Here is a 24,368-nt window from a genome sequence, read left to right as displayed (position 1 = left end):
ATGGGAAGCGGCATCTGGTCCACCGACGTCTACACCTCCGCGGCCCGCTACCGGGCGGCGACCGGCGCCAGCGCCTTCGCCTACAGCGACAGCGGCGCCCGCAGCACCCACCCCGACCTCGACCCGCGCGGTGTGACGCGGGAGAGCCGCGACTCGGACGAGCACCCCGACTCGCTGGCCATCGCGGTGCTCTTCGACGTGACCGGCTCGATGGGCGGCGTGCCCAGGGTCCTGCAGACCAAGCTGCCCGACCTGCTCGGGCTGCTGCTCAGGAAGGGGTACGCCACCGACCCGCAGATCATGTTCGGGGCCATCGGCGACGCCACCTGCGACCGGGCTCCGCTGCAGGTGGGCCAGTTCGAGTCCGACAACCGCATGGACGACCAGCTCGGCCAGATCCTCATCGAAGGCGGCGGAGGAGGGCAGAAGACCGAGTCGTACGAGCTGGCCATGTACTTCATGGCGCGGCACACGAAGATCGACTGCTTCGAGAAGCGCGGGCGCCGCGGCTACCTGTTCATCATCGGCGACGAGCTCCCCTACCGGACGGTGAAGCGCCGGGAGGTGGAGGGCGTCGTCGGCGACGGGCTCGGGCAGGACATCCCGGTCAAGGAGATCGTGGCCGAGCTCAAGCGCATGTACGACGTGTACTACATCCTCCCCGCGGGCGCGGGCTACGCGGGTGACCGGGAGGTGCTCGACGCCTGGCGCGCGCTGCTCGGGCAGAACGTCCTGGAGCTCGACGACCTCGACGCGGTCTCCGAGACCATCGCGCTGACCGTGGGGCTCGGCGAGGACGCCATCGGGCTCGACGACGGCCTGGCCGACCTGGCCGCGACCGGCTCGACCGCCGGCGCCTCGGTGGGCAAGGCGCTGGCCAAGCTGGACCGCGGCTCGCTGGTGGTCTCGTCGCCGCTCGAAGGCCTCGACCCGTGAACCTCCTGGACGCAGGAGACACCAACTACGTCGTCGTCGACCTCGGGTACGGCGACGCGGGCAAGGGCACCGTCGTCGACTGGCTGTGCGCGACACGGCCGGTCGACGCGGTGGTGCGCTTCAACGGTGGCGCCCAGGCCGCGCACAACGTGGTGCTGCCCGACGGCACCCACCACACCTTCGCCCAGTTCGGCTCCGGCACCCTGCGCGGCGTGCGCACCCACCTGTCGCGGCACGTGGTGGTCGACCCCCTGGCGTTGTCGGCCGAGGCCGGGCACCTCATGGAGCTCGGCCTGGCCGACCCGTTCTCCATGATCACCATCGATCCCGGTGCGCTCGTCGCCACGCCGTACCACGTCGAGGCCGGCCGGCAGCGCGAGCTGGCGCGCGGCGCGGACCGGCACGGCTCCTGCGGCATGGGCGTCGGCGAGACCATGCGCTGGGCGATCGAGCGGCCCGAGCTGGCCCTGCGCGCGGGCGACTGCGTGCTGCCAGGCCGCCTGCGGGTCAAGCTCACCCACCTGCGCCAGGCGCTCGGGGTCGGCGGCCCGCCGGTGGCGGCCGTCGCCGACGCCTTCCTGGCCTTCGCCGAGAGGGTACGGCTCAGCGACGCGCTGCCCACGGGCACCCTGGTCTTCGAGGGCGCCCAGGGCGTGCTGCTCGACGAGTGGCACGGCTTCCACCCGTACACCACGTGGAGCACCACGACCTTCGCCAACGCCATGGAGCTCCTGGGCGGCGCGCCTGCCGTACGGCTCGGCGTGCTGCGCACCTACACGCCCCGCCACGGCGCCGGACCGCTGGTCACCGAGGACCCGTCGCTGGAGGCGCCGGAGCGCCACAACGCGGGCAACGCCTGGCAGGGCGCCTTCCGCCTGGGCCACTTCGACGCGGTCGCCCACCGCTACGCCCTCGACGTCGCGGGCGGGGCCGACGGCCTGGTCCTCACCCACCTCGACGCGCCCGTCTCCCGCATGTGCCGGGAGTACACCGGGCTCGCCTCCCTGCCGGTCAGCGGCGAGCTGGAGGCCCAGGAACGGCTCACCGAGCGGCTGCGCCACGAACGCCCGGTGTACGGCGAGGCGGTCACGGACTGGCCCTCGGCCGTCGCCGAGGCGCTCGGCGTGCCGGTCGTCCTCGGCTCCTGGGGGCCGACGAGCGACGACAAGGGCGTGCTGGAAGCCTCGTCACGCGCCTGACGCGGCCCGGCCGATCCGTACGGCCAGACCGTCGAGGATGCAGTCGAGCCCGAAGCGGCGCCCGAAGTCGCCCGGCGCGTCGCCGATGCCGGCCAGCGTGGCCGACAGGGCGGGGAACCGGTCGCCGTGGCGCTCGAGCAACTCCTTGTACGGCTCGCGGACCTGGTGGTCCTCGGCCCAGGGCTGGGTGCCGGCGGTTCCCGACGACTGGGTGTTGCGTATGTGCCCGAACAGCAGGGTCACGGCGTCCATCTTCTCGACGCCGGACAGCCCCGTGTCGTCGAGCGCGGTGAGCGCGCACTCCACCCAGGCCATCTCTCGCGGGCCCATCATGCGGTCGCCGAGCGTCACCCACGGCAGCCACGGGTGGCGCTCCCACACCGCGCTCAGGGCGGCCAGGAAGCTCTCCAGCCTGGCCCGCCAGTCGCCCGCCCCCAACTGGGGCGGCTCGCCCACCGCGACGTCGACCATGACGGCCAGGAGCTCGGCCTTGTCGCTCACGTGGCGGTAGAGGGCCATCTTGGTGAACCCGAGGACGGCGGCCACCCGCTGCATGGACAGCGCGTCGATGCCCTCCTGGTCGGCCAGCTCGATGGCGGCCCTGGCGATGACCGGGACGCTCAGCACCGGCCGCTCCCGGCTCGGTGGAGCCTCCCACAACTTGCTCATGTTTCCACTTTACACGCATGTGTCCGATGGATACTGTGTGTCCGCCGGACACACAGGTTTCCCAAGGAGATCCACATGCGTAAGCTCGTCGCCAGCCTGTTCATCTCCCTCGACGGCGTGGTCGAGGCCCCCGACCAGTGGCAGTTCGCCTTCGACGACGAGATGGGCGAGGAGATCACCACCGTCACCTCGGCGCAAGACGCCATCCTGCTCGGCCGCGTCTCCTACCAGGAGTGGGCCGGCTACTGGCCCACCTCCGACGAGGAGCCGTTCGCCAGCTGGATCAACGAGACTCCGAAGTACGTCGTGTCGACCACGCTCGAGTCGACGGACGAGTGGCAGAACAGCACCCTTCTGACCGGCGACCTGAGCAAGGCCGTCACCGAGCTGAAGAACCAGCCCGGCGGCGGCATCGGCGTCGGCGGCAGCCCCACGCTCGTGCGCTCGCTGCTGGAGCTCGACCTGCTCGACGAGCTGCGCCTCCTCATCCACCCGGTGGTCGCGGGCAAGGGCGCCAAGCTCTTCGACAACGGCGAGCTCAAGAAGCTGGAGCTCGTCGAGGCCAAGCCGACCAGCAGCGGGACGGTCATCGTCGCCTACCGTCCCGCCCGCTGACGTCAGCTCCAGGCGAGCATGCGGAGGGGATCCTCCAGCATGGCGCCCACGTCACGCAGGAACAGCGAGCCCAGCTCGCCGTCGACCAACCGGTGGTCGAACGACAGGGCCAGGGTCGTGACCTTCCTGACCGCCAGCTCACCGTCGACCACCCACGGCATGTCTCTGACCTGGCCGAACGCCAGGATCGCCGACTCGCCGGGATTGATGATCGGAGTGCCGGTGTCGACGCCGAAGACGCCGACATTGGTGATCGTGAACGTGCCGCCCGCCATCTCGGCGGGCTGGGTCCTGCCCGACCTGGCCGTCTCGGCCAGCTGGTTGAGCGCCTTGGCCAGATCGGGCAACGACCTGGTGTCGGCGTCCTTGATGTTGGGGACGATCAGGCCCCTCGGCGTCGCGGCGGCGATGCCGAGGTTCACGTAGTGCTTCACCACGATCTCCTCGCCGGTCCACGCCGAGTTGATCATCGGGTAGCGCCTGGCCGCCGTCAGGACCGCCTTGGCGACCAGGAGCAGCGGCGAGACCTTGACGTCCTGGAAGTCGGGCATCGCCCTGAGCCGCTTGACGGCCTCCATCGTCGCCGTCACGTCGACCTGGAGGAACTCGGTGACGTGGGGGGCGGTGAAGGCGCTGGCGACCATCGCCTGGGCGGTCATCTTGCGCACGCCCTTGACGGGGATGCGCTCCTCCCTGGGCTGATCGGCCGTCCGCACGGCGGGGGCGGCCTCTGGCGGGGCCTCCGAGGCGGCCCTGAGGTCGTCGCGGGTGATGGAGCCGTGCGGGCCGGTGCCCGTGACCGTGGTCAGGTCGACGCCCAGGTCCTTGGCCAGCTTGCGGACCGGGGGCTTGGCCAGGACCGCCAGCTTGGCCGCCGACGGTTCAACGGATGCCGGCGCGGTTGGGGCGACGTCGGTTGCCGCGTCGGGCACCGCAGGGGCCACCGTCTCGGCCGCCGTGTCGGTCGCTGTGGCCTTGCGGGGGCGGCGCTTGGCCGCGCCCGTCTTGACGCCGTAGCCCACCAGCACGGCCTGGCGCTCCTCCTTGGGCGCCGGGCTGCCGTGGGCGCCCGGCTCCACGGCGCCCTCCGCCGGAGGCTTGGGCACCATGTCGTCGGCCAGCGCCTCGATCCGTTCGGACGGCGCGGCGTCCGCCCCGCCCTCGCCCGTGTCGATGGCGATGATCGCCACCCCCACGTCGACCGTCTGCCCCTCGTCGGCCATCAGCTCGGCGACCACGCCGTCCCACGGCATGGGCAGGGCCACGATCGACTTGGCCGTCTCGATCTCCACGAACTCCTGGTGAACCTTGACCGCATCGCCCGGCTTGACCAGCCAGCGCACGATCTCGGCCTCGGTGAGACCCTCACCGACGTCGGGAAGCTTGAACTCACGTCGCATGATCGACCCCCTCAGTACCCGAAGGCGCGGTCGACGGCGTCGAGCACCCGGTCCAGGTCGGGCAGGTAATGCTCCTCCAGCTTCGACGGAGGGTACGGGGTGGAGAAGCCGCCGACCCTGAGCACCGGCGACTCCAGGTGGTAGAAGCACTGCTCGGTGATGCGCGCCGCGAGCTCGGCGCCGAAGCCGCCGGTGACCGGGGCCTCGTGGACCACCACGGCCCTGCCGGTCTTGCGCACCGACTCGAAGACGCGCCCGGTGTCGAGCGGGTTGAGCGAGCGCAGGTCGATGACCTCCATCGAGCGTCCTTCCTCGGCCGCGGCGGTGGCCGCCTCGAGGCAGGTCTTGACCATGGGCCCGTAGGCGAGCAGGGTCACGTCGCTGCCCTGCCGTACGACCTGGGCCTCGTCGAAGGGCGCCCACCAGTCGGTGGAGCCGGTGTCGACCTCGGCCTTCTCCCAGTAGCGGCGCTTGGGCTCGAAGAAGATGACCGGGTCGTCGCTCCGGATGGCCTGCTGGATCATGGAGTAGGCGTCGGCCGGGTTGGAGCAGGCCACGACGCGCAGGCCCGCGGTGTGGATGAAGTACGACTCGGGCGACTCGCTGTGGTGCTCGACCGCGCCGATGCCGCCGCCGCAGGGGATGCGCACGACGATCGGCAGCCTGATGGCTCCGAGCGCGCGCATGGGCATCTTGGCGAGCTGGGTGATGATCTGGTCGGCGGCCGGGAAGACGAAGCCGTCGAACTGGATCTCGCACACCGGGCGGAAGCCGCGCAGGGCCAGGCCGATGGCGGTGCCGATGATGCCGGACTCGGCGAGCGGCGTGTCGATGACACGGTCTTCGCCGAAGTCCTTCTGCAGGCCGTCGGTGACGCGGAAGACGCCGCCGAGCTTGCCGACGTCCTCGCCCATGATGAGGACCTTGGAGTCGTCTTCCATGGCCTTGCGCATGCCCTCGTTGAGAGCCTTGGACAGGGTCAGAACCGTCATGACTCGAACCCCTCCAGGTAGCCGGCGTAGGTGGCGCGCTCCTCGTCGAGCTGGGCGTGGCCGGAGGAGTAGACGTGCTCGAACATCGCCATCGGCGTCGGGTCGGGCATCTCGACGCAGCGGCGGCGCAGGTCGGCTCCGAGCTTCTCGGCCTCGGCGTCGACGGCGTCGAAGAACTCCTGGTCGGCCAGCTCGTTCTTGAACAGGTAGGCCTTGACCCGCTCGATCGGGTCCTTGAGCTTCCACGCCTCCAGCTCGCTGGCCACGCGGTAGCGCGTGGGGTCGTCGGTGGTGGTGTGGGCGCCCATGCGGTAGGTGAACGCCTCGATGAGGGTCGGGCCCTGGCCTTCGCGCGCGTTCTTCAGCGCCTGGCGGGTCACCGCGAGGCAGGCGAAGACGTCGTTGCCGTCGACGCGGATGCCGGGGAAGCCGAAGCCGTGGGCGCGGCGATAGAGCGGGATGCGCGACTGCTTCTCGATGGGCTCGGAGATGGCCCACTGGTTGTTCTGGCAGAAGAAGACGATCGGGGCGTTGAAGACGCTGGCCCAGACGAACGACTCGTTCACGTCGCCCTGGGAGGAGGCGCCGTCGCCGAAGTAGACGATCGTGGCGCCGTCGCCGCCGTCGCGCTGGATGCCCATCGCGTAGCCGACGGCGTGCAGGGTCTGGCTGCCGATGACGATCGTGTACAGGTGGAAGTTGTGCTCCGCGGGGTCCCAGCCGCCGTGGTTGACGCCGCGGAACAGGCCCAGCAGCTTGACCGGGTCGACGTCGCGGCACCAGGCGACGCCGTGTTCGCGGTAGGTGGGGAAGGCCATGTCGTCGTCGGTGAGCGCGCGGCCCGAGCCGATCTGCGCCGCTTCCTGGCCGAGCAACGAGGCCCAGATGCCGAGCTCGCCGTGGCGCTGCAGCGCTACGGCCTCCAAGTCGATCCGCCGGACGAGGACCAGGTCGCGATAGAGCGATCGGACCTCTTCAGGCGTCAGGTCGATGTCGTAGTCGGGGTGCTCGACCCGCTCTCCCTCTGGGGTGAGCAACTGGACGAGCTCCGGAGGCGCGTCTGCTGTCACGTGCCACTCCTGTGCGGTCGGGCCAAGATTTCGATGGGTTCGCCACCATAGTCCTGGCTTCGTGAACGTAGTCCCACTGGTTGGTGTTCGTACGCTTATGGGGACATGGTGGCAGAGCATGCAGGCCTGCGCGCAAGCCCCACATGTTCCCCGTTCCCCCTTGAAAGCGGCACGAACCAGCGTCAGGAATTAGCTAGCCTTAACGCCCGACATCTCATGAAATGGAAGACCATGCGAACGCACAGAGCACTCCTCATCGCTCTGGTGCCCGCCGTGATCCTGAGGCTCCTGGCCGTCGTCGGCTACTCGCCCGCCCTGTATTTCTGGGCCGACTCTTTCGCCTTCCTCCGCGAGGAGCTGGCACCCGGCACCACGCGCCCGTCGGGCTACTCGCTGCTGCTGGCCCTGCTGCGACCCGCGCACAGCCTCACGCTGGTGACCGTGCTGCAGCACCTGGCCGTCGTCGGGCTGGCCGTGGCGATCTACGCGTTCCTGCGTAAGCGCGGCCTGCCCGGCTGGGGCGCGACGCTGCTGGTCACCCCGATTCTGTTCGACGAGTTCATGATCCTCCTCGAGCACATGATCATGGCGGACGCGGTCTTCATCGTACTGATCACGGCGGCGGTGCTCCTGCTGATCTGGCGGTCCACTCCAGTGACGTCCGGGGTGGCCGGTCTGCTGCTCGGCCTGGCCGGGATCTTCCGCACGGTCGGCCTGCCCCTGCTCGTGCTGGCCGCGGCGTACGTCCTGCTCAAGAGGTACGGCTGGCGCTCGCTCACCGCCCTGCTCGTCGCGGGGGCGGTGCCGCTCGGCGCCTACGCCGTGTGGGCCAAGGCCGAGAAGGGCACCTACGCGCTCACGCAGGCCGACGGCAACTTCCTGTGGTCCAGGACGATGAGCTTCGCCGACTGCGAGGTCATCAGGCCGCCCGCCGAGCTCGCGGTGCTCTGCCCGAACATGCCGGTCGAGCAGCGGCCCTATCCTCCGCACTGGTTGTGGGAGGACTTCTCGCCGCTGCTCAAGATCCCCGGCATCGCCCATCGCAACGAGCTGGCGGGACAGTTCGCCCGCGAGGCGATCATGGCCCAGCCCTTCGACTACCTGCAGGCGGTGTCGGTCGACTTCAAGCAGTTCTTCCGCTGGGAGCGCACGGCCTCCGACGAGAGCAGCCCCTACAAGCTGCCCTCCGTGGAACGGCCGCTGAAGGACTTCGCCAAGGAGACGGCCGACTCCTACGAGGGCGCGTCGGCGTCGACGGGGATCAACGAGCCGTTCGCCGGCTGGCTGCGCGCCTACCAGCGGTTCGGCTACCTGCCCTTCCCGCTGTTCACCCTCGGCCTGCTGGTCACCCTGGGCTTCGCCGCCTGGAGGCGTGACCTGGACGCGCTCTTCCCCGGGGTGACCGCCCTGGCGCTGCTCGTCTCGCCTCCGTTCCTGGCCGCTTTCGACCTGCGTTACGTCATCCCCGCCATCCCCTTGGCCTGCCTTGCCGCGGGCCTCACTATGCTGAGGGGCGAATCCCGACCCCATTCGATGGAGGAGCCTCGTGGCCCGCGTCATAGTCGACGTCATGCTCAAGCCGGAAATCCTTGACCCGCAGGGCCAGGCGATCGCCCGCGCGCTGCCGCGGCTCGGCTTCGAAGGGGTCGGCGCGGTACGGCAGGGCAAGCGCTTCGAGATCGAGCTCGACGGCCCGGCCGACGAGGCGGCACTTGCGGATGTCCGAAAGATGGCCGAGACGCTCCTGGCGAACACGGTCATCGAGGACTACGCCGTGCACGTCGAGGGGTAGTACGGCACATTTGACACCCGAATTCCCCGTGACGGGGTAATGACGGGTTTTGCCATGCCACAATCCCACGGGCGTGCCAACACTAAATAACAACCGCGTGATTTTGCGGTTAGCCCTGATTTCACGGGGAAACCTACTTCAGGTGACATTCAGGCACCCGGAGGAGACCGGTGGACATTGAGTTCTCGCTGGCACTGCCTCGGGATGCGATAGGCATCCCGATGGTCAGGCGAGTGCTTGGCGACGCCCTTCGTTCGCTCAACGTGAGCGAAACGTGCATCGCCGAGATGCTTCTCGCGGTCTCCGAGGCCTGCTCCAACGCGGTCCGCCACGGAGGACCCGCCAACCGCTACGAAGTCAGCGCCGCCATCGGATTCGGCCGCTGCGAGGTGCGCGTCGCCGACCACGGCACCGGTCTTCCCACCATCCCCGCCAACTTCCCGCCGCCCGAGGTCGAGAACGGCCGGGGCCTGCTCATCATGCGCTCGGTCGTCGACGAGATCTCCTTCGGCATCACGCCGGGGCGCGGCACCACGGTGCGCCTGTGCAAGGAGCTGGCCTGGGACGATGAGCGCCAGGCTCCGACCCGGCAGCTCGCCGCTGTCTGAGGAGCGGATACCCTAGGGCCTGCCGCAGACGCCGTCCGCCGGAAGAGACGGTGCGCTGGCGCATGCCTTGGAGGGGACGAAAGTCATGTCTGGTGCCCGCGTTGGCGTGGTCACTTTCCCGGGAACACTCGACGACCAGGACGCCGCTCGAGCCGTACGGCTGGCCGGTGCGCAAGCCGTGCCGCTCTGGCACGCCGACCATGATCTCAAGGGAGTCGACGCCGTCTTCCTGCCCGGCGGATTCTCGTACGGCGACTACCTGCGCTGTGGAGCGATCTCGCGGTTCGCGCCGCTGATGGACGAGCTGATCCCCGCCGCCAAGGCCGGGTTGCCCGTGCTCGGCACCTGCAACGGCTTCCAGATCCTGTGCGAGGCCCACCTGCTGCCCGGCGCGCTGACCCGCAACGCGTCGCTGCACTACGTCTGCCGCGACCAGGGCATCCGCGTGGAGAACAACCGCACCGCCTGGACCGGCGACTTCGAGCAGGGTCAGGACATCGTCCTGCCGGTCAAGCACGGCGAGGGCCGCTACGTCGCCTCCGACGAGACGCTGGCCGAGCTGGAGTCCGCCGGCCGGGTCGTCTTCCGCTACCTCGGCGGCAACCCCAACGGATCGCTCAACGACATCGCCGGCATCACCAACGAGACCGGCACGATCGTCGGGCTCATGCCGCACCCCGAGCACGCCGTCGAGGAGCTCGTCGGAGCCCCCTCGACCGACGGGCGCGCCTTCTTCACCTCCATCCTCAAGAAGCTGGTGAACGCATGAGCACCGACAACGTCAAGCGCGCGGGCGAGACCCCCGACGAGGCCATGCCGTACGCCGAGCTCGGCATGAAGCTCGAGGAGTACGACAAGGTCAAGGAGATCCTGGGCCGCCGCCCGACCTCCTCGGAGCTGGCGATCTACTCCGTCATGTGGTCGGAGCACTGCTCCTACAAGTCGTCCAAGGTGCATCTCAAGCAGTTCGCGACCAAGGCGCCGGCGTCCGAGGCGCTGCTGGTCGGCATGGGCGAGAACGCCGGCGTCGTCGACATCGGCGACGGCTGGGCCGCCACCTTCAAGATCGAGTCGCACAACCACCCGAGCTACGTCGAGCCCCACCAGGGCGCGGCCACCGGCGTGGGCGGCATCGTGCGCGACATCATGTCGATGGGCGCCCGCCCGATCGCCGTCATGGACGCGCTGCGCTTCGGAGCCGCCGACGCCAAGGACACCCGTCGCGTGCTGCCCGGCGTGGTCGAGGGCATCTCCCACTACGGCAACTGCCTGGGCCTGCCCAACATCGGCGGCGAGGTCGTCTTCGACCCTTGCTACATCGGCAACCCGCTGGTCAACGCGCTCTGCGTGGGCCTGCTCCGCAAGGACCAGATCAAGCTGGCCACCGCGCCCGGCCCGGGCAACAAGGTGGTGCTCTTCGGCGCCTCCACCGGCCCCGACGGCATCGGCGGCGCCAGCGTCCTGGCGAGCGCGACCTTCGAGGACGGCTCCGAGGCCAAGCGGCCCGCCGTCCAGGTCGGCGACCCGTTCATGGAGAAGCTGCTCATCGAGTGCTGCCTGGAGCTGTACGCGGCCGACGTGGTCGTGGGCATCCAGGACCTGGGCGCCGCTGGCGTCTCCTGCGCCACGACCGAGCTGGCCGCCAAGGGCACCGGCGGCATGGACGTCACCCTCGACCTCGTCCCGCTCCGCGATCCGAACCTCCGCCCGGAGGAGATCCTGATGAGCGAGTCGCAGGAGCGCATGATGGCCGTGGTCCGGCCGTCCGACATCCCGGCCTTCATGGCGATCTGCCAGAAGTGGGACGTGCCCGCCACCGTGATCGGCGAGGTGACCGATACCGGCCGCCTCGTGATGACGTGGCGCGGCGAGGTCATCGTCGACATCCCGCCGGGCACCGCCGCCGACGACGGCCCCGTCTACCAGCGGCCCTTCCACGAGCCCGCGGGCCAGCAGGCGCTCAACGCCGACACGCCCGACTCGCTGGAGCGCCCCGCCGACCTGAAGCAGGCGCTGCTGCAGCTCCTCGGATCGCCCAACGTGGCCTCCAAGGAGTGGGTGACCTCCCAGTACGACAGGTACGTGCGCTCCAACACCGTGCTGGCCCAGCCGGCCGACGCGGGCATGCTGCGCATCTCCGAGCACATGGAGGGCGCCGTCGAGACCACGCGCGGCATCGCGCTGGCCACCGACGGCAACGGCCGCTACACCAGGCTCGACCCGTACACCGGCGCCCAGCTCGCCCTGGCCGAGGCCTTCCGCAACGTCGCCACCAGCGGCGCCAAGCCGCTGGCGGTCACCAACTGCCTCAACTTCGGCTCCCCCGAGGACCCCGAGGTCATGTGGCAGTTCGCCGAGGCCACCCGCGGCCTGGCCGACGCCTGCCGCGCCCTGGGCGTCCCGGTGACCGGCGGCAACGTCTCCTTCTACAACCAGACCGGCAGCCAGGCCATCCACCCCACGCCCGTGGTCGGCGTGCTCGGCGTCATCGACGACGTCTCCAAGCGCATCCGCTCCGGTTTCGTCGCAGAAGGACTCAAGGTCCTGCTGCTCGGCGAGACGAAGGAGGAGTTCGGCGGCTCCGAGTGGGCGCACGTCGCCCACGGCCACCTCGGCGGGCTGCCGCCCGAGGCCGATCTCGAGGCCGAGAAGCAGCTGGCGGAGGTGCTGGTCGAGGCCGGCCGCCGTGGGCTGATCGAGGGCTCGCACGACCTGTCCGACGGCGGCCTGGCCGTCGCGCTGGCCGAGGCCTGCCTCGCGCGGGGCGTCGGCGCCACGGTCACGCTGGGCGGCGACCCGTTCGTCGACCTGTTCAGCGAGTCGGCCTCCCGGGTGCTCGTGGCGATCAGGCCGGAGGCCTTCGAGGAACTGGCCGCGCTCTGCGGCGACCACGAGGTGCCCTGCTACGGCCTGGGCACCACCGGCGGTGACGCACTGGTCGTCGAGGGTGTGCTGGAGATCCCGGTGACCGAGTTGCGCCAGACGCACGAGAGCACGTTGCCCGCTCTGTTCGGGTAAATCTTCACATTGGCGGAGGGCCGGCCTCGGGGATAATCGAGGCCGTGGCTACTCCCGGTCCCTACCTGCCGCCCGCGACCCAACCGGTCCGGGCGGTGGTCTGGGCTCTCCATATCGCCCTCCCCCTGCTCGGCTTATGGGTGCTGCTCGCCAACCCCGACCACAACGTCAGGTTGGAGCACCATTCAAGCCACTTCATGGTGATCGTCACGGTCGCCGGTCTCAACACCGCGCTCGGACTGCTCATCAGCGAAGCGTCGCGCCGCCGCGACGACGCCAGGCTCTTCCTGGTCTCGATGGTCTTCACCAGCAGCGCCGGCTTCTTCTTCCTGCACGGCATGGCCACTCCCCAGGTGATCCTCGACACCGGCTCGCTGGGATTCGACATCGGCCAGATGGTCGGCCTCACCGTGGCCAGCGCCTTCGCCTTCAGCTCCGCGATGCCGCTGGGCGAGCAGGCCGCCCGGACCGTGCTGAACCTGCAGAACCTGATTCGCGGCATCCTCGTCGGCGTCCTGCTGCTGTGGGGGCTGGCCTCGCTGATCCCCGACATCACCCCGCTGAGCCAGCCGCCCAACGCCTCGCCGGTCAGCTGGCTGGTGTGGCTGTCCATTCCCGGCCTGCTGCTGTACGGCGCGGCGGGCGTCATGATGTACCGCCTCTACCGCAAGCGCCCGTCCGCGGTGCTGGTCAGCCTGCTCACGGCCTACGCGCTGCTGGCCGAGGCCATGGTCGCCGGGATGCCGCAGCTCAACTGGCGGCTGTCGTGGTGGGAGTGGCACGTCCTGCTGACGCTGGCGTTCGTGCTGGTCGCCTACAGCGCCTACCTGCAGTTCCGCCGCGAGGGTTCCAGCGCGGGCCTGTTCGACTCGGTCGCGCTCCCCCGGACCGTCGCCGCCATCCAGTCGGCCTACGAGGACGCCCTGGAGGAGCTGGTCGAGCACGTACGGCGGGGCGAGCGCATGGCGGCCGAGCGTACGGCGGCCAAGTTCGGGCTGACCGAGAAGCAGGCCGAGGTGATCGACCGGGCGGGTCAGGCCCTGGCCAGAGAGCGTGACCTGTCGGAGCGGCTGGCCGCGCTGGTCGACATCGGCACGCGGGCCAGGGTCGGCATCGGCGAGCACGAGATGCTCACCACGGCTCTCGACCGGGTGCGCCAGGCCTACGGCGACGTGCGCATCGGCCTGGTCAACGACGGCAGGGTGGCGGTCGGCTCGCGGCAGTACACCTTCCCGGGCAACGAGCCGAGCAGGGCGGACGGCAGGGTCGCCTACCCGCTGACGGTCAAGGGCATGCTGGCCGGGGCGATCGAGCTGCCCGTGGGCCGCACCAGCCAGGACGAGGCGCTGGCCTCGACCCTGGCCATCCAGCTGTCCATCACGCTGGAGAACGCCCGGCTCTACGGCGAGCTGGAGACGCTGTTCCGTCAGTACATGTCGCCAGACGTGGCGGCCGCGCTGCTGGCCGATCCCACGCAGGCGGCGCTGGGCGGCGAGCTCAAGCAACTGACCGCGCTCTTCGCCGACCTGAAGGGTTTCACGACGTTCTCGGAGCGGGTCTCGCCTGGCGAGATCGTGGAGATGCTCAACCGCTACCACACCGCCGCGGTGCCGTGCATCCTGGCCAACCAGGGCACGATCGTGCAGTTCGTGGGCGATGCGATGCTGGCGCTGTTCAACGCGCCCGCCACCCTCGACAACCACGCGCGGGCGGCCTGCCAGGCCGCGTTGCAGATGCAGGAGGCGGCGGCGCGCATCTCCGAGGAGGTCGCCTGGGTCCAGGACGTCGAGTGGCCGACCTTCCGCGTCGGCGTGAACACCGGAATGGCCCTGGTCGGCAACATCGGCAGCCCTGAGCTGCGCGGATTCAACGCCATGGGCGACTGCGTGAACGTCGCCGCCCGCCTGCAGACGATGGCCGAGCCGGGAACGGTGGTGATCGGGCAGACCACGCTCGATCTCGTCGGCGATGGCGCGCAGGTCACGCCGCTGGGCGAACTCAACCTGAAGGGGAAGACGGAAATGGTTCCCGCATACGTACTGGCCGCGCTATGACTCCCGAGCCCGGCGAGTTCATGTCCACGCTGACCCCCGAGGAGATCGCCGAGCTGCGGGCCGCGGGGAGGCCCCGCCGCTGGGAGCGCGGGGTGACGATCATGACGGAGGGCGACACCACCGACTGGGTGCTCGTGCTCACCAAGGGCCGGGTCAAGGTCTCCTCGCACACCACCAGCGGCACCGAGGTGGTGCTCGCCATCCGCGGGCCCGGCAGCCTGCTGGGCGAGATGGGGGCGATCGACGGCTCGCCGCGTTCTGCCACGGTCACCACGCTGGAGCCCGTCGAGGGGTTCGTGGTGCGCGACTTCATCGCCTTCCTGCAGACCCACGGCCGGGTGGCCGTCCTGCTCATGCAGTTCGTCGTGGGGCGGTTGCGCGACTCCGACCGCAAGCGCATCGAGTACGGCGCGTTCGACACGACGGGACGAGTGGCGACCCGGCTGATCGAGCTGGCCGAGCGCTACGGCGAGAAGACCAACGGCGGGGTGCGCGTGGCGCTGCCGCTGTCGCAGGACGAGCTGGCCGGATGGACCGGGGCCTCGCGCGAAGCGGTGAGCAAGTCGCTGCGGGCGCTGCGCGACCGGGGCCTGATCGAGACCGGCAGGAGGCGCGTGGTCATCCATGACCTGGAGGGGCTGAGGAAGCGAGCCAGATAGAACGTTATTCTAGAAATATGACCCCCGATATCCGGTATGCCTGGCGAGTCTGCGCGGTTGCCAGCATTGGCCTCGTCCTCATCGGGGTAGCCGGCAGCACGCTCAACGTCGCCCTGCCGGCAGTGGTCCGCCACTTCGAGGCCGGACCGCTGGAGTCGAGCTGGATCCTGCTGTCGTACCTGCTGGTCATGACCGCCAGCATGGTCTTCTTCGGCCGCGTGGCCGACCTGTGGGGACGGCGCGAGACCTACCTGGCGGGCTTCGCCCTGTTCACGATCGCCTCCCTGCTGGCCGGGTTCTCCCCCAACGTCTGGTTCCTCATCGCGATGCGCATGCTCCAGGCGGCCGCCGCGGCGATGATCCTGGCCAACGGCGCGGTCATCATCACCCATGCCTTCCCGCCCGAGAAGCTCAGCCGCGGCATGGGCGTCTACATCGGCACCCTGTCCGTCGCCCAGCTCACCGGACCCACCCTGGGCGGCTTCATCGCCGACACGGCGGGCTGGCAGTGGATCTTCTGGATCAACGTCGTCCCCGGCATCGCGTCGGTGACCCTCGGCGCGCTGATCCTGCGCAAGGTCCCGCGCGGGCCGAAGCTGCCGATCGACGGCCTCGGCAACGCCCTGATCTTCGCGGCGCTCTCCGCCCTGCTGCTGGCCCTGTCGGAAACGGGCTCCGTCCTGATCACGTACGGCGGAGCCATCGTGTTCGTGGTGCTGGTGCCCCTGATCTGGCTGGTCGAGCGCCGCGCCTCCCACCCGGTCTTCGACACCCGCCTGTTCGCCGGGCGGCTGCTGGTGCTGGGCAACTTCGCCTCCTTCTGCAACGCCGTCTCGCGTTCGGCGTTGCTGCTGCTGGCCGCGCTGTACTTCCAGGTCGCCCGCGGGGTCGACGCGCTGACCGCGGGGGTCAGCGTGCTGCCGCTGGCCGTCGGGATGGCCGTGGCCTCGCCCATCGCCGGCCTGCTGCGGGTGTCGCCGTACGCCGTCACGGTCGGGGGCGCGGTGTTCAGCTCCGCCGGGCTCGGGCTGCTGATGGCCAACATCGATCCCGCGACGCCGTACTGGGTGCTCGCGGTCGGGCTGTTCGTGGCCGGATGCGGCAGCGGAACGTTCCTGACGGGGAACACGACGCAGATGATGAGCGCCCTGCCCGCCGACAGCCTCGGCGTCGTCAACGGGCTGCGGCTCATGATCATGAATGTCGGGCTGGTGCTGAGCGTCGGGCTCTCGCTGACGCTGCTGACCTCCTCGGTGCCGCCCGCCGTACGGGACCAGGTCTACGCCGCCACGCTCGCCCAGCTCTCACCGGTCGCGGTCGGGCAGCTCATGGACGGCTTCCGGCTCACCTACGCGGTGCTCTTCTGCGTGTCGCTGCTCGGCGCGCTGTCCGCGGCACTGGCCAGGCAGCCCCGGCGCACGCCAGGATCTTCCGTATGGCCCACTACAGCAAGCTCGACAAGATCGTGATCGACGCGCCCTCCGAGACCCACGACGACGAACTGGCGTTCTGGCAGAGCGCGGTCGGCAAGGAGTTCCAGAACTTCGAGAAGTACCCCGAGTACCACGGCGTCAGGGTGCACGGCCTCGGCGTTCTCGTCCAGCGCCTGGGCGAGGGCCCGGCCAAGGTGCACCTCGACTTCCACACCGACGATCTGGAGGCCGAGGTGACCCGGCTGGAGAAGCTCGGCGCCACGCGCGTGCAGAACGTGGGCGACCACTGGTGGGTCATGCGCGACCCGGCCGGACTGCTGTTCTGCGTGATCGTCGAGCAGCCGGGACGGCTCGACGACTCCAACGCGACCCGCTGGGAGTGACTCGCCTCAGTGGGTCATGAAGGCGTCGGGCACGTCCTGGTACTCATCCAGGGTCGCCAGCCGCCTCTCGGCCTCCTCGGCGCCGATCAGGTCGAGCTCGCGCATGAGCAGCACCGACTGGCGGACGTACTCCATGCCGGGCTCCCGGTCGCCCAGCTTGAGCAACGAGCGGCCCAGACCCCACAACGCGGCGATCTCGCCCTGGCGCAACCCCCCGCGCTGGGCGAGGTCGTAGCCCTGGCGGTAGATCTCGCTGGACCTGTCGTACTGCTCCAGATGCCAGTGGGCGTCGGCGAGGTTCATGACGGCGATGGCGGCGCCGTAGGGCGAGTCGACATCGGCCCAGCGCTCCACGCTCTCCTCCAGCGCGATGATCGCGTCGGCGTGGCGCCCGAGTTCTAGGTAGATCATGCCGCGGATGGCCAGGTACCGGGCCTCCGGCTCGGCCAGGCCCTCCGCTCTGGCTTCCTCCAGCGCCTCTTCCAGGGTGGTCAGAGCCTCGTCCAGCCGGTCGAGCAGGCGATAGCACCCCACGAGCCCCGCCCGCACGGGAACGGCGCTCTCCGGCAGTCCCGCCCGCTTGAGGCAGTCGCGAGCGGCCAGGTGCTGCTCCAGTGCCTCCTCCGGCCTCTTGCGCTCGCGGTAGGTGACGCCGAGCACGTTGTGCAGCCGGGCCCGCCCGAGCGGGTCGTCGTCGAAGCCCACGACCTCCAAGGCCTGCTCGATGATCTCGATGAGGTCGTCGCGCCAGGCCAGCGCGGTGAAGGGCCGGTTGATGGTGAGCGCGAGCGCCGCCACGGAGTGCGGATCGCCCGCGAGGTTCACCTGCCTGGCCAGGGCCCGCACGTTCTCCCGCTCCGCCTGCGTCCACAGAGCCGCCTCGCGGGCGTCGGGCAGCGGCAGCCCGTCCCGCTCCGCGGGATAGTCGGCCAGGACCGCGGCCGTGGTCGAGTCGATGAGGATCGAGGCGCGCGTCAACGTGGCCATGTAGTGGTGCACGACCCGGCGGAAGGCCACGCCGGTGACCTCCTGGGGCAGCTCGGCCGCCTGCTCGCGGGCGTACAGGCGGGTGAGGTCGTGGATCTGGTAGCTCCGCCTGCTCGACGACGCGAGCCGGGCGTCCGCCAGCCGGTCGAGCGCGGCCTCCGTGCGCCCCTCCGACCAGCCGGCGAGCGCGGCGACGGCGGAGAGCGGGAGCTCGGGCAGGTCGACCAGGCCGAGCAGCGGCAGCAACGTCGCCGCGTCCGCGCCCGACGGCTCGGCGTTCAGATGGTGATGGCTGACCGCGATGCTGGCCCGCACGGCCAGGTCGGCGTAGTCGAGGGCGTCCAGCCTCCGCCGGGCGTCGGCGAGCCGCTCGGCCAGGTCCGCGACCCGCCAGTCGGGACGGGCGGCCAGGCGGGCGGCGCTGATCCGCACCGCCAGGGGCAACCCGCCGCAGAGCCTGGCGACCCTGGCGAGCTCCTCGGGCTCCGACACCGTCCGTTCCGGACCGGCGACCCTGGCCAGCAGCCCGGTCGCCTCCTCGTCGGTCAGCCCGGTGAGGTGCAGATGCCGCGCGCCGTCGAGCGTCGTCAGCGGCTTTCTGCTGGTCACCAGGACGGCGCAGCCGCTGCCCGCGGGGAGCAACGGGCGGACCTGGTGGACGTCCCTGGCGTTGTCGAGCACGAGCAGCAGCCGGCGGTCGGCCGTGACCGAGCGGAACAACGCCGCGGCCTCGTCGGGCGAGGCGGCGTCGTCCTTGCCCATGGAGCGCAGCAGGCGCCCCAGCGCCTCCGCGGGCTGCACGGGCTCCAGCCCCGGCGTGGAGCCGTGCAGGTTGAGGTAGAGCAGGCCGTCGGTGAAGCGTCCCGCCACCGAATGGGCCGCCCGGATGGCCAGCGCCGACTTGCCGATGCCGCCCTGGCCGTTGATCGCCGCCACATTGGGACCCGCCTGCGGCACCAGCAGGCCGCGCAGCCACTCCAGCTCCTCGCGCCTGGCGGTGAACGCGCTGGTGTCGGCGGGCAACTGCGCGGGGAGACGCGGGGCGGGCTGGGACGGGGGCGGGCTCTGCGGGCGCACCTCCTCGTTGAGCACCGCCCGCTGCAGGCGCTTCAGCTCGGCGCCCGGCTCCACACCGAGCTGGGAGACCAGCGCCTGCCGTACCTCGGTGTAGACCTCCAAGGCCTCGGCGGTGCGGCCCATCAGCGTGAGGGCGAGCATGAGCTGGGCCCGCGGGCGCTCGCGCAGCGGGTGGGCCGCGATGTGCGCGGTGAGCTCGGCCGCCGCCTCCGCGTGCTCCTCAAGGGCCATCAGGTCGTCGACGTACTCCTCGACCGCGACGGCCCTGGCCTCCTCCAGCTGGGCGGCCTCGATCCTCGCCCACGGGGCGGCCAGTCCCTCCAGCGCGGCTCCGCGCCACATTTTCAGCGCCTGCCGCAGCAGCGCCGCCGCTTGGGCGATGTCGCCCTCGTTCCTGGCCGACCGCGCCCGCCGTACGAGAGACGAGAAGCAGTGCGCGTCGACGCGCTCGGCCGTGAGGTCGAGGACGTAGCCAGGGCGCTGGGTCACGATCAGCTCCCCCAGCGCCTCGCGGAGCTTGGAGACGACGATGTGGAGCTGCTTGGCCGCCGTGGCGGCCGCACCGTCGGTCCATACGTCGGCCAGCAGGCGCTCGGTGGAGACCACCTGGCCCGCGCCGACGGCCAGTCTGGCCAGCAGCTCGATCCGGCGCCGTCCCGAGACCTGGACGGGCTCGCCGTCCAGCAGGACCTCGAACGGGCCGAGGAAGCGGATCTCAAGCATGCGGCGATCGTAACGACCGCGCGTTTCGATCGGCTTTTCGAGCAGGTCAGGCGCGCAATGATCGGGAAAGTCTGGACTCCACATCGCGGTAGCGGCTCACCGGGATGAGGTGCACGCCCGCGAAGGCTCCCGACTCCTGGATCGACGTCACCAGCTCGCAGGCCGCATCCACGCCCGCCATGCGGTCGGTGGCCAGGGCCTCGACGAGCGAGTCCGGGATGTCGATGTCGGGGATCGCAGCGGCCAGGCGACGGGCGTGGTTGTGGCTGGCCAGCACCAGCACACCGGCGTAGACCGGGACGTCGACGGGGTTCTCGGCACGCCAGCGCAGCAGCGCGTCGAGGGAGAAGGAGGCCTGGACGAACACGAAGTCGGCGGCGCGCTTGAAGGCGGGCAGCGGCTTGAGCCCCGCCGCCGCGCCCACCCTGAAGGCCGGGTCGAAGGCCCTGGCCTCCTCGATCATGGAGCGCACGGTCAGGTCGCTGGTGCGGTTGCCGCTGGTCGGCTTGTCGCCGTAGACGAACAGGAACTGGTCGACGCCGTAGGCCGCGGCGGTGAGCAGGTCGCGCTGGAAGCCGAGCAGGTTGCGGTCGCGGGAGTTGAGGCAGGCGATGCTGCGCCCGCCCATCATCTCGACCTCGTGGGCCACCGCGACGCTGGAGACGGTCGCGCGGCCGATGTGGTTGTCGGGGATGAGGAACGACGAGGCGATCGAGCTCAGCGTGCCGATCTGGTGACGGACCTTCTTCAGGTCCGGCGTCGTGGGGGGCTCGATCTCGCAGACCACCTGGAACGTCATGCCCGAGATCCTGCCATGGCGACGATTCCGGCGATGATCAGATCCACGCCGAAGCCGTCGTAGAGCTCGGCGGGCACGCCCTCGGCCAGCGGCCTGGCCATCTCGACCAGGTAGGGGTACTCCTCCGGCGACAACGACTGCATCGCGATGCGCTTCTCGCGCAGGCGCTCATCGGTGTCCTTGTGGTGGATGCCTCCGGCGATGGCGATGGCGCTCTGCAGCAGGTACTTGCTGATCAGGCAGCTCTCGTCGGGGTCGAAACCGCCCTGCCTGGCCAGGCCGACGGCCTGGTCCCAGACCCGCAGGAAGCTGGGCAGCGAGGAGTGGTCGACCTGCCCGAGCACGTCCGTGGCGCAGGGATAGCGCCTGAGCACGCGGATCAGCCCGCGCAGCAGGTCGCTCAGCTGCTCGTTCCACGGCCTGCCGTCGGCCTTCGGGGTGAAGCCGACGATCAGGTGGTCGGCCATGCCGGTGATCAGCTGTTCCTTGTTCTTGAAGTGCCAGTACAGCGCCATCGGGGTGACGCCCAGGTCGGTGGCCAGCCGCCTGATGGTCACCGAGTCGAGCCCTTCGGCGTCGCCGATCTCCAGGGCGCGCTCGACGATCGCCTCCGCCGTCAGTTTTCCCATCACGGTTGACAACTATACGCCGTACAAGTTCAACTGTACGACGTACAAGTACAGCGTATAGGAGAGCTTTGCGATGAAGTGGTGGGCACTCGGCGCGGTGACACTCGGCACCTTCGCCACATACCTGAACAACAACGTGGTCAACGTCGCGCTCCCGACAATCGCCAGGGAACTCAACCTGACGATCTCCGGACTGGAATGGATCGTCAGCGGTTACGTCCTGGTCTTCGCCGGCCTCATGCTCGCCGGCGGCAGACTGGCCGACCTGTACGGCCAGCGGCGCGTCTTCCTCATCGGCACCGCGATCTTCACGATCGCCTCGCTCGGCGCCAGCTTCTCGACCGACGGCGGCGTGCTCATCACCATGCGAGCCGTCCAGGGCCTCGGCGCGGCACTCATGACGCCACCCACCCTGACCCTGATCTCCACGATCTTCCAGGACCCGCGCGAACGCGGCGGCGCGGTCGGCATCTGGACCGCCGTCGGCGGCCTGTCGATGGCCTTCGGCCCGGTCACCGGCGGCTTCATCAGCGAGAACCTCGGCTGGCAGTGGGTCTTCACCCTCAACGTGCCCATCGGCGTGGCCGCCTTCGCACTCGGCCTGTGGGCCGTCCCCGCCGACGCCAGGACCGTACGGCGCAGCCTGGACCTGCCCGGCGTGGCCGCCTCCACCGTCGCCCTGGTGGCGCTCACCTTCGCGCTCATCGAGGGCGCGGCGATGGGCTGGACCTCACCCGCCATCCTGTCCGCCTTCGGCCTGACCATCCTGGCCGCGCTCGCCTTCGTCGTCATCGAGAGCCGCTCCGCCGAACCCATGATCGACCTGTCGCTCTTCCGCTCCCGCGTCTTCAGCGGCGGCAGCGCCACCATGGGCCTGTGGTCGTTCGGCGTCTTCGGCATCTACTTCTTCAGCGCCCTGTGGCTGCAGAACGTCCTGGGCATGTCGCCCACCGAGGCGGGCGCCTCGTTCATCCCCATGGCCATCCTCATGGCGGTCGTCTCCATGCTCGCCACCCGGGTGACCGGGATCCTGGGCAACGGCCCCACGGTCGCGCTGGGCATCGCCCTCATGGCGGGCGGCGTCTTCGGCCTGTCCGTGCTCGGCGCCGACGCAGGCTACCTCGACGTCCTGCCCTGGTTCCTGCTGTACGGCCTGGGCGCGGGGCTTCTGGTGCCGCTCACCACGATGATCCTCGGAGCGCTGCCCGACGGCACCGCGGGCGTGGCCTCCGGCGTCCTGAACGTCTCCCGCGAGGTGTTCGGCCTGCTCGGCATCACCGTGCTGGGCGCCATCCTCACGGGAAGGCAGGCCTCCCCCGCGCTGCCCGACTTCCTGGAGGCCTACCAGTTCACCCTCGTCATCGCGGCGCTCATCGTGGCCGTCGGCGTCCCCGTCGCGCTGTGGTCGCTCAGGAAGCAGCGCGTCGTGGAGGAGCCGCCTCAGGCCGCGACGCTCGTCTCCTCCTCCGCGAACTGAGTGCGGTACAACTCCGCGTAGCGCCCGTCCGCGGCCAGCAGCTCGGCGTGCCTGCCGCGCTCGACGATCCTGCCCTCCTCCACCACCAGGATCTGGTCGGCGGCGCGGATCGTCGACAGGCGGTGAGCGATCACCACGGCGGTCCTGCCCTCCAGCGCCTCGGTCAGCGCGGCCTGCACCGCCGCCTCGTTGGTGGAGTCGAGGGCGGCGGTCGCCTCGTCCAGGATCACCACGCTCGGACCCGCCAGCAGCAGCCTGGCGATGGTCAGGCGCTGGCGCTCGCCGCCCGACAACCGGTAGCCGCGCTCGCCCACCATCGTGTCGAGACCGTCGGGCAGCGACTCGATGAGCGGGGCGAGCTGGGCGCGGCCCAGGGCGTCCCACAACTCGGCCTCGGTGGCCTCGGGGCGGGAGAAGAGCAGGTTGGCGCGGATGGTGTCGTGGAAGAGATGGCCGTCCTGGGTGACCATGCCGAGGAGCTGCCGCAGCGCGTCGGACGACAGGTCACGCACGTCCACGCCGCCGAGCCGTACGACGCCGGAATCCACGTCGTACAGCCGCGGGATGAGCTGGGCGACCGTCGACTTGCCCGCTCCCGACGAGCCGACCAGCGCGACCAGCTGGCCCGGCTCGACCGTGAACGACAGATCGTGCAGCACCTCCACGCCGCCGCGGCTGTCGAGCACGGCGACCTCCTCCAGCGAGGCCAGCGAGACCTTGTCCGCCGCGGGGTAGCCGAAGCTGACGTGATCGAACTCCACGCTCACCGCGCCCACCGGAGCCTCGCGGGGCTCGTCGGGGTCGGTGATCAGCGGCTTGAGGTCGAGCACCTCGAAGACCCGCTCGAAGCTGACCAGGGCGCTCATGACGTCGACGCGGGCACTGGCCAGCGCGGTCAGCGGCGCGTACAGGCGGGTCAGCAGCAGGGCCAGCGAGACCACGGCGCCCGCGTCGAGCCGGCCGCCGAGGGCGTAGAAGCCGCCCAGGCCGTAGACCAGCGCCAGGGCCAGCGCCGAGACCAGGGTCAGCGCGGTGACGAAGACCGTCTGGTTGAGCGCCGTGCGCACACCGATGTCGCGGACCCTGTCGGCCCTGGAGGCGAACTCGGCCGACTCCGCCGACGGCCTGCCGTACAGCTTGACCAGCGTCGCGCCCGGCGCGGAGAACCGCTCGACCATCTGGTTGCCCATGGCCGCGTTGTGGTCGGCGGCCTCCCTGCGCAGCCGCGCGATCCGCACGCCCATGCGCCGGGCGGGCAACACGAAGATCGGCAGCAGGAGCAGGGCGAGGACGGTGATCTGCCACGACAGGGAGATCATCACGCCCAGGGTCAGCGCCAGCGTCACCAGATTGCCCAGCACGCTGGAGAGCACGTCGGTGAAGGCCCGCTGGGCGCCGATCACGTCGTTGTTCAGCCTGCTGACCAGGGCGCCCGTCCTGGTGCGGGTGAAGAAGGCGATCGGCATGCGCTGCACGTGGTCGAAGACCGTCGTGCGCAGGCCGAGGATCAGGCCCTCGCCGATCGAGGCCGACATCCACCTGGTGAGCAGGCCCAGACCCGCCTCGGCGACGGCCAGGCCCGCGATCAGCAGGGCGAGCGCCACCACCGTCGAGGCGGGGCCGCCCGCCGTGATCGTGTTCACCACCCGCCCGGCCAGCACAGGCGACACCACAGCCAGTGCCGCCATGACCACGCTCAACACCAGGAAGGCGACCAGGCGCGAGCGGTGCGGCCGGGCGAAGGCGGCGATGCGGCGGAGCGTCGCCCTGGACAGGGCCCTGCGCTCCTGCCGCTCGTTCATCCGGTAAAGCTGGTTCCACGCGGTCACTTCCATGCTCATGAGAGCG

The 24,368-nt window shown here is 70.3% G+C and carries 21 protein-coding genes; 13 read left to right on the top strand and 8 right to left on the bottom strand.

What is annotated here, in order from left to right:
- Positions 1-936: a hypothetical protein gene (locus ACIBH1_RS44370; protein ID WP_397320129.1), complete on the top strand. Its 936-nt coding sequence runs from the start codon at positions 1-3 to the stop codon at positions 934-936.
- Positions 933-2,135, top strand: coding sequence for an adenylosuccinate synthetase (locus tag ACIBH1_RS44365; protein ID WP_397320128.1), 1,203 nt, complete (start codon positions 933-935; stop codon positions 2,133-2,135). Before ACIBH1_RS44370 ends, ACIBH1_RS44365 begins: the two co-directional genes overlap by 4 nt.
- On the opposite strand, the gene ACIBH1_RS44360 is transcribed toward ACIBH1_RS44365, so the two are convergent.
- A complete protein-coding gene (locus tag ACIBH1_RS44360) occupies positions 2,124-2,804 on the bottom strand; it encodes a TetR/AcrR family transcriptional regulator (RefSeq protein ID WP_397320127.1) in 681 nt (226 codons plus the stop codon). The genes ACIBH1_RS44365 and ACIBH1_RS44360 overlap by 12 nt on opposite strands.
- 75 nt (positions 2,805-2,879) lie before the next feature.
- Here ACIBH1_RS44360 and ACIBH1_RS44355 point away from each other — a divergent pair, with 75 nt between their 5' ends.
- Positions 2,880-3,419, top strand: a complete 540-nt coding sequence (locus tag ACIBH1_RS44355) for a dihydrofolate reductase family protein (protein WP_397320126.1) — start codon at positions 2,880-2,882, stop codon at positions 3,417-3,419.
- Positions 3,420-3,421: 2 nt separating this feature from the next.
- Here ACIBH1_RS44355 and ACIBH1_RS44350 read toward each other — a convergent pair whose 3' ends face one another.
- The 3 genes from ACIBH1_RS44350 to pdhA are packed head-to-tail and all read right to left on the bottom strand — an operon-like array spanning position 3,422 to position 6,881.
- Positions 3,422-4,819: a dihydrolipoamide acetyltransferase family protein gene (locus ACIBH1_RS44350; RefSeq protein ID WP_397320125.1), complete on the bottom strand. Its 1,398-nt coding sequence runs from the start codon at positions 4,817-4,819 to the stop codon at positions 3,422-3,424.
- A gap of 11 nt (positions 4,820-4,830) precedes the next feature.
- Complete coding sequence (locus tag ACIBH1_RS44345; RefSeq protein WP_397320124.1) at positions 4,831-5,811, bottom strand: alpha-ketoacid dehydrogenase subunit beta; 981 nt, start codon at positions 5,809-5,811, stop codon at positions 4,831-4,833.
- Positions 5,808-6,881: a pyruvate dehydrogenase (acetyl-transferring) E1 component subunit alpha gene (gene pdhA / locus ACIBH1_RS44340; RefSeq protein ID WP_397320123.1), complete on the bottom strand. Its 1,074-nt coding sequence runs from the start codon at positions 6,879-6,881 to the stop codon at positions 5,808-5,810. Before pdhA ends, ACIBH1_RS44345 begins: the two co-directional genes overlap by 4 nt.
- Before the next feature lie 231 nt (positions 6,882-7,112).
- On the opposite strand from pdhA, the gene ACIBH1_RS44335 reads away from it, so the two are divergent.
- The 9 genes from ACIBH1_RS44335 to ACIBH1_RS44295 all read left to right on the top strand — a co-directional run bounded on the left by ACIBH1_RS44335 (position 7,113) and on the right by ACIBH1_RS44295 (position 16,828).
- Positions 7,113-8,474 carry a hypothetical protein gene (locus ACIBH1_RS44335; RefSeq protein ID WP_397320122.1) on the top strand — a complete coding sequence of 454 codons (1,362 nt, stop codon included), beginning with the start codon at positions 7,113-7,115 and terminating at the stop codon, positions 8,472-8,474.
- Positions 8,428-8,673, top strand: a complete 246-nt coding sequence (gene purS / locus ACIBH1_RS44330; RefSeq protein WP_181616254.1) for a phosphoribosylformylglycinamidine synthase subunit PurS — start codon at positions 8,428-8,430, stop codon at positions 8,671-8,673. The genes ACIBH1_RS44335 and purS overlap by 47 nt, the downstream gene beginning before the upstream one ends.
- A gap of 221 nt (positions 8,674-8,894) precedes the next feature.
- The gene (locus ACIBH1_RS44325; protein ID WP_397320151.1) at positions 8,895-9,281 is read left to right on the top strand and encodes an ATP-binding protein; all 387 of its coding nucleotides are present in this window, start codon (positions 8,895-8,897) and stop codon (positions 9,279-9,281) included.
- Between the two features lie 85 nt (positions 9,282-9,366).
- On the top strand, positions 9,367-10,050 hold the full coding sequence (purQ, locus tag ACIBH1_RS44320) for a phosphoribosylformylglycinamidine synthase subunit PurQ (RefSeq protein WP_397320121.1): 684 nt from the start codon (positions 9,367-9,369) through the stop codon (positions 10,048-10,050).
- On the top strand, positions 10,047-12,299 hold the full coding sequence (gene purL, locus ACIBH1_RS44315) for a phosphoribosylformylglycinamidine synthase subunit PurL (RefSeq protein WP_397320120.1): 2,253 nt from the start codon (positions 10,047-10,049) through the stop codon (positions 12,297-12,299). Before purQ ends, purL begins: the two co-directional genes overlap by 4 nt.
- 44 nt (positions 12,300-12,343) lie before the next feature.
- Positions 12,344-14,353, top strand: a complete 2,010-nt coding sequence (locus ACIBH1_RS44310; protein ID WP_397320119.1) for an adenylate/guanylate cyclase domain-containing protein — start codon at positions 12,344-12,346, stop codon at positions 14,351-14,353.
- Entirely contained in the window at positions 14,350-15,012 is a 663-nt protein-coding gene (locus tag ACIBH1_RS44305) for a Crp/Fnr family transcriptional regulator (protein WP_397320118.1), read from the top strand. Before ACIBH1_RS44310 ends, ACIBH1_RS44305 begins: the two co-directional genes overlap by 4 nt.
- 17 nt (positions 15,013-15,029) lie before the next feature.
- The gene (locus ACIBH1_RS44300) at positions 15,030-16,481 is read left to right on the top strand and encodes an MFS transporter (protein WP_397320117.1); all 1,452 of its coding nucleotides are present in this window, start codon (positions 15,030-15,032) and stop codon (positions 16,479-16,481) included.
- Positions 16,448-16,828 (top strand): VOC family protein, encoded by a 381-nt coding sequence (locus tag ACIBH1_RS44295; RefSeq protein WP_397320116.1) that lies wholly within the window; start codon positions 16,448-16,450, stop codon positions 16,826-16,828. Before ACIBH1_RS44300 ends, ACIBH1_RS44295 begins: the two co-directional genes overlap by 34 nt.
- 6 nt (positions 16,829-16,834) lie before the next feature.
- Here ACIBH1_RS44295 and ACIBH1_RS44290 read toward each other — a convergent pair whose 3' ends face one another.
- Genes ACIBH1_RS44290 through ACIBH1_RS44280 form a run of 3 tightly spaced genes read right to left on the bottom strand, consistent with a single transcriptional unit; the run spans position 16,835 to position 21,043 of the window.
- The gene (locus ACIBH1_RS44290; RefSeq protein ID WP_397320115.1) at positions 16,835-19,615 is read right to left on the bottom strand and encodes an AfsR/SARP family transcriptional regulator; all 2,781 of its coding nucleotides are present in this window, start codon (positions 19,613-19,615) and stop codon (positions 16,835-16,837) included.
- A 46-nt stretch (positions 19,616-19,661) separates the two neighbouring features.
- Positions 19,662-20,414 (bottom strand): methylenetetrahydrofolate reductase, encoded by a 753-nt coding sequence (locus ACIBH1_RS44285; protein ID WP_397320114.1) that lies wholly within the window; start codon positions 20,412-20,414, stop codon positions 19,662-19,664.
- Positions 20,411-21,043, bottom strand: coding sequence for a TetR/AcrR family transcriptional regulator (locus tag ACIBH1_RS44280; RefSeq protein ID WP_397320150.1), 633 nt, complete (start codon positions 21,041-21,043; stop codon positions 20,411-20,413). The genes ACIBH1_RS44285 and ACIBH1_RS44280 overlap by 4 nt, the downstream gene beginning before the upstream one ends.
- Before the next feature lie 73 nt (positions 21,044-21,116).
- On the opposite strand from ACIBH1_RS44280, the gene ACIBH1_RS44275 reads away from it, so the two are divergent.
- The gene (locus tag ACIBH1_RS44275) at positions 21,117-22,520 is read left to right on the top strand and encodes a DHA2 family efflux MFS transporter permease subunit (RefSeq protein WP_397320113.1); all 1,404 of its coding nucleotides are present in this window, start codon (positions 21,117-21,119) and stop codon (positions 22,518-22,520) included.
- Here ACIBH1_RS44275 and ACIBH1_RS44270 read toward each other — a convergent pair.
- Complete coding sequence (locus ACIBH1_RS44270; RefSeq protein WP_397320111.1) at positions 22,484-24,361, bottom strand: ABC transporter ATP-binding protein; 1,878 nt, start codon at positions 24,359-24,361, stop codon at positions 22,484-22,486. The genes ACIBH1_RS44275 and ACIBH1_RS44270 overlap by 37 nt on opposite strands.
- Positions 24,362-24,368: the final 7 nt, after the last annotated feature.

The organism is Nonomuraea sp. NPDC050663 (assembly GCF_044456985.1).
GTDB lineage: Bacteria > Actinomycetota > Actinomycetes > Streptosporangiales > Streptosporangiaceae > Nonomuraea.
This window is presented reverse-complemented; position numbering and strand designations above follow the sequence as displayed.

Bases quoted from the DNA above. Each gene is read 5' to 3' on its own strand.
- ACIBH1_RS44370 (WP_397320129.1), top strand. From the start codon at position 1: ATGGGAAGCGGCATCTGGTCCACCGACGTCTACACCTCCGCGGCCCGC.
- ACIBH1_RS44360 (WP_397320127.1), bottom strand. From the start codon at position 2,804: ATGAGCAAGTTGTGGGAGGCTCCACCGAGCCGGGAGCGGCCGGTGCTG.
- ACIBH1_RS44355 (WP_397320126.1), top strand. From the start codon at position 2,880: ATGCGTAAGCTCGTCGCCAGCCTGTTCATCTCCCTCGACGGCGTGGTC.
- ACIBH1_RS44350 (WP_397320125.1), bottom strand. From the start codon at position 4,819: ATGCGACGTGAGTTCAAGCTTCCCGACGTCGGTGAGGGTCTCACCGAG.
- ACIBH1_RS44345 (WP_397320124.1), bottom strand. From the start codon at position 5,811: ATGACGGTTCTGACCCTGTCCAAGGCTCTCAACGAGGGCATGCGCAAG.
- ACIBH1_RS44335 (WP_397320122.1), top strand. From the start codon at position 7,113: ATGCGAACGCACAGAGCACTCCTCATCGCTCTGGTGCCCGCCGTGATC.
- ACIBH1_RS44325 (WP_397320151.1), top strand. From the start codon at position 8,895: ATGGTCAGGCGAGTGCTTGGCGACGCCCTTCGTTCGCTCAACGTGAGC.
- purQ (WP_397320121.1), top strand. From the start codon at position 9,367: ATGTCTGGTGCCCGCGTTGGCGTGGTCACTTTCCCGGGAACACTCGAC.
- purL (WP_397320120.1), top strand. From the start codon at position 10,047: ATGAGCACCGACAACGTCAAGCGCGCGGGCGAGACCCCCGACGAGGCC.
- ACIBH1_RS44305 (WP_397320118.1), top strand. From the start codon at position 14,350: ATGACTCCCGAGCCCGGCGAGTTCATGTCCACGCTGACCCCCGAGGAG.
- ACIBH1_RS44300 (WP_397320117.1), top strand. From the start codon at position 15,030: ATGACCCCCGATATCCGGTATGCCTGGCGAGTCTGCGCGGTTGCCAGC.
- ACIBH1_RS44295 (WP_397320116.1), top strand. From the start codon at position 16,448: ATGGCCCACTACAGCAAGCTCGACAAGATCGTGATCGACGCGCCCTCC.
- ACIBH1_RS44290 (WP_397320115.1), bottom strand. From the start codon at position 19,615: ATGCTTGAGATCCGCTTCCTCGGCCCGTTCGAGGTCCTGCTGGACGGC.
- ACIBH1_RS44285 (WP_397320114.1), bottom strand. From the start codon at position 20,414: ATGACGTTCCAGGTGGTCTGCGAGATCGAGCCCCCCACGACGCCGGAC.
- ACIBH1_RS44280 (WP_397320150.1), bottom strand. From the start codon at position 21,043: ATGGGAAAACTGACGGCGGAGGCGATCGTCGAGCGCGCCCTGGAGATC.
- ACIBH1_RS44275 (WP_397320113.1), top strand. From the start codon at position 21,117: ATGAAGTGGTGGGCACTCGGCGCGGTGACACTCGGCACCTTCGCCACA.
- ACIBH1_RS44270 (WP_397320111.1), bottom strand. From the start codon at position 24,361: ATGAGCATGGAAGTGACCGCGTGGAACCAGCTTTACCGGATGAACGAG.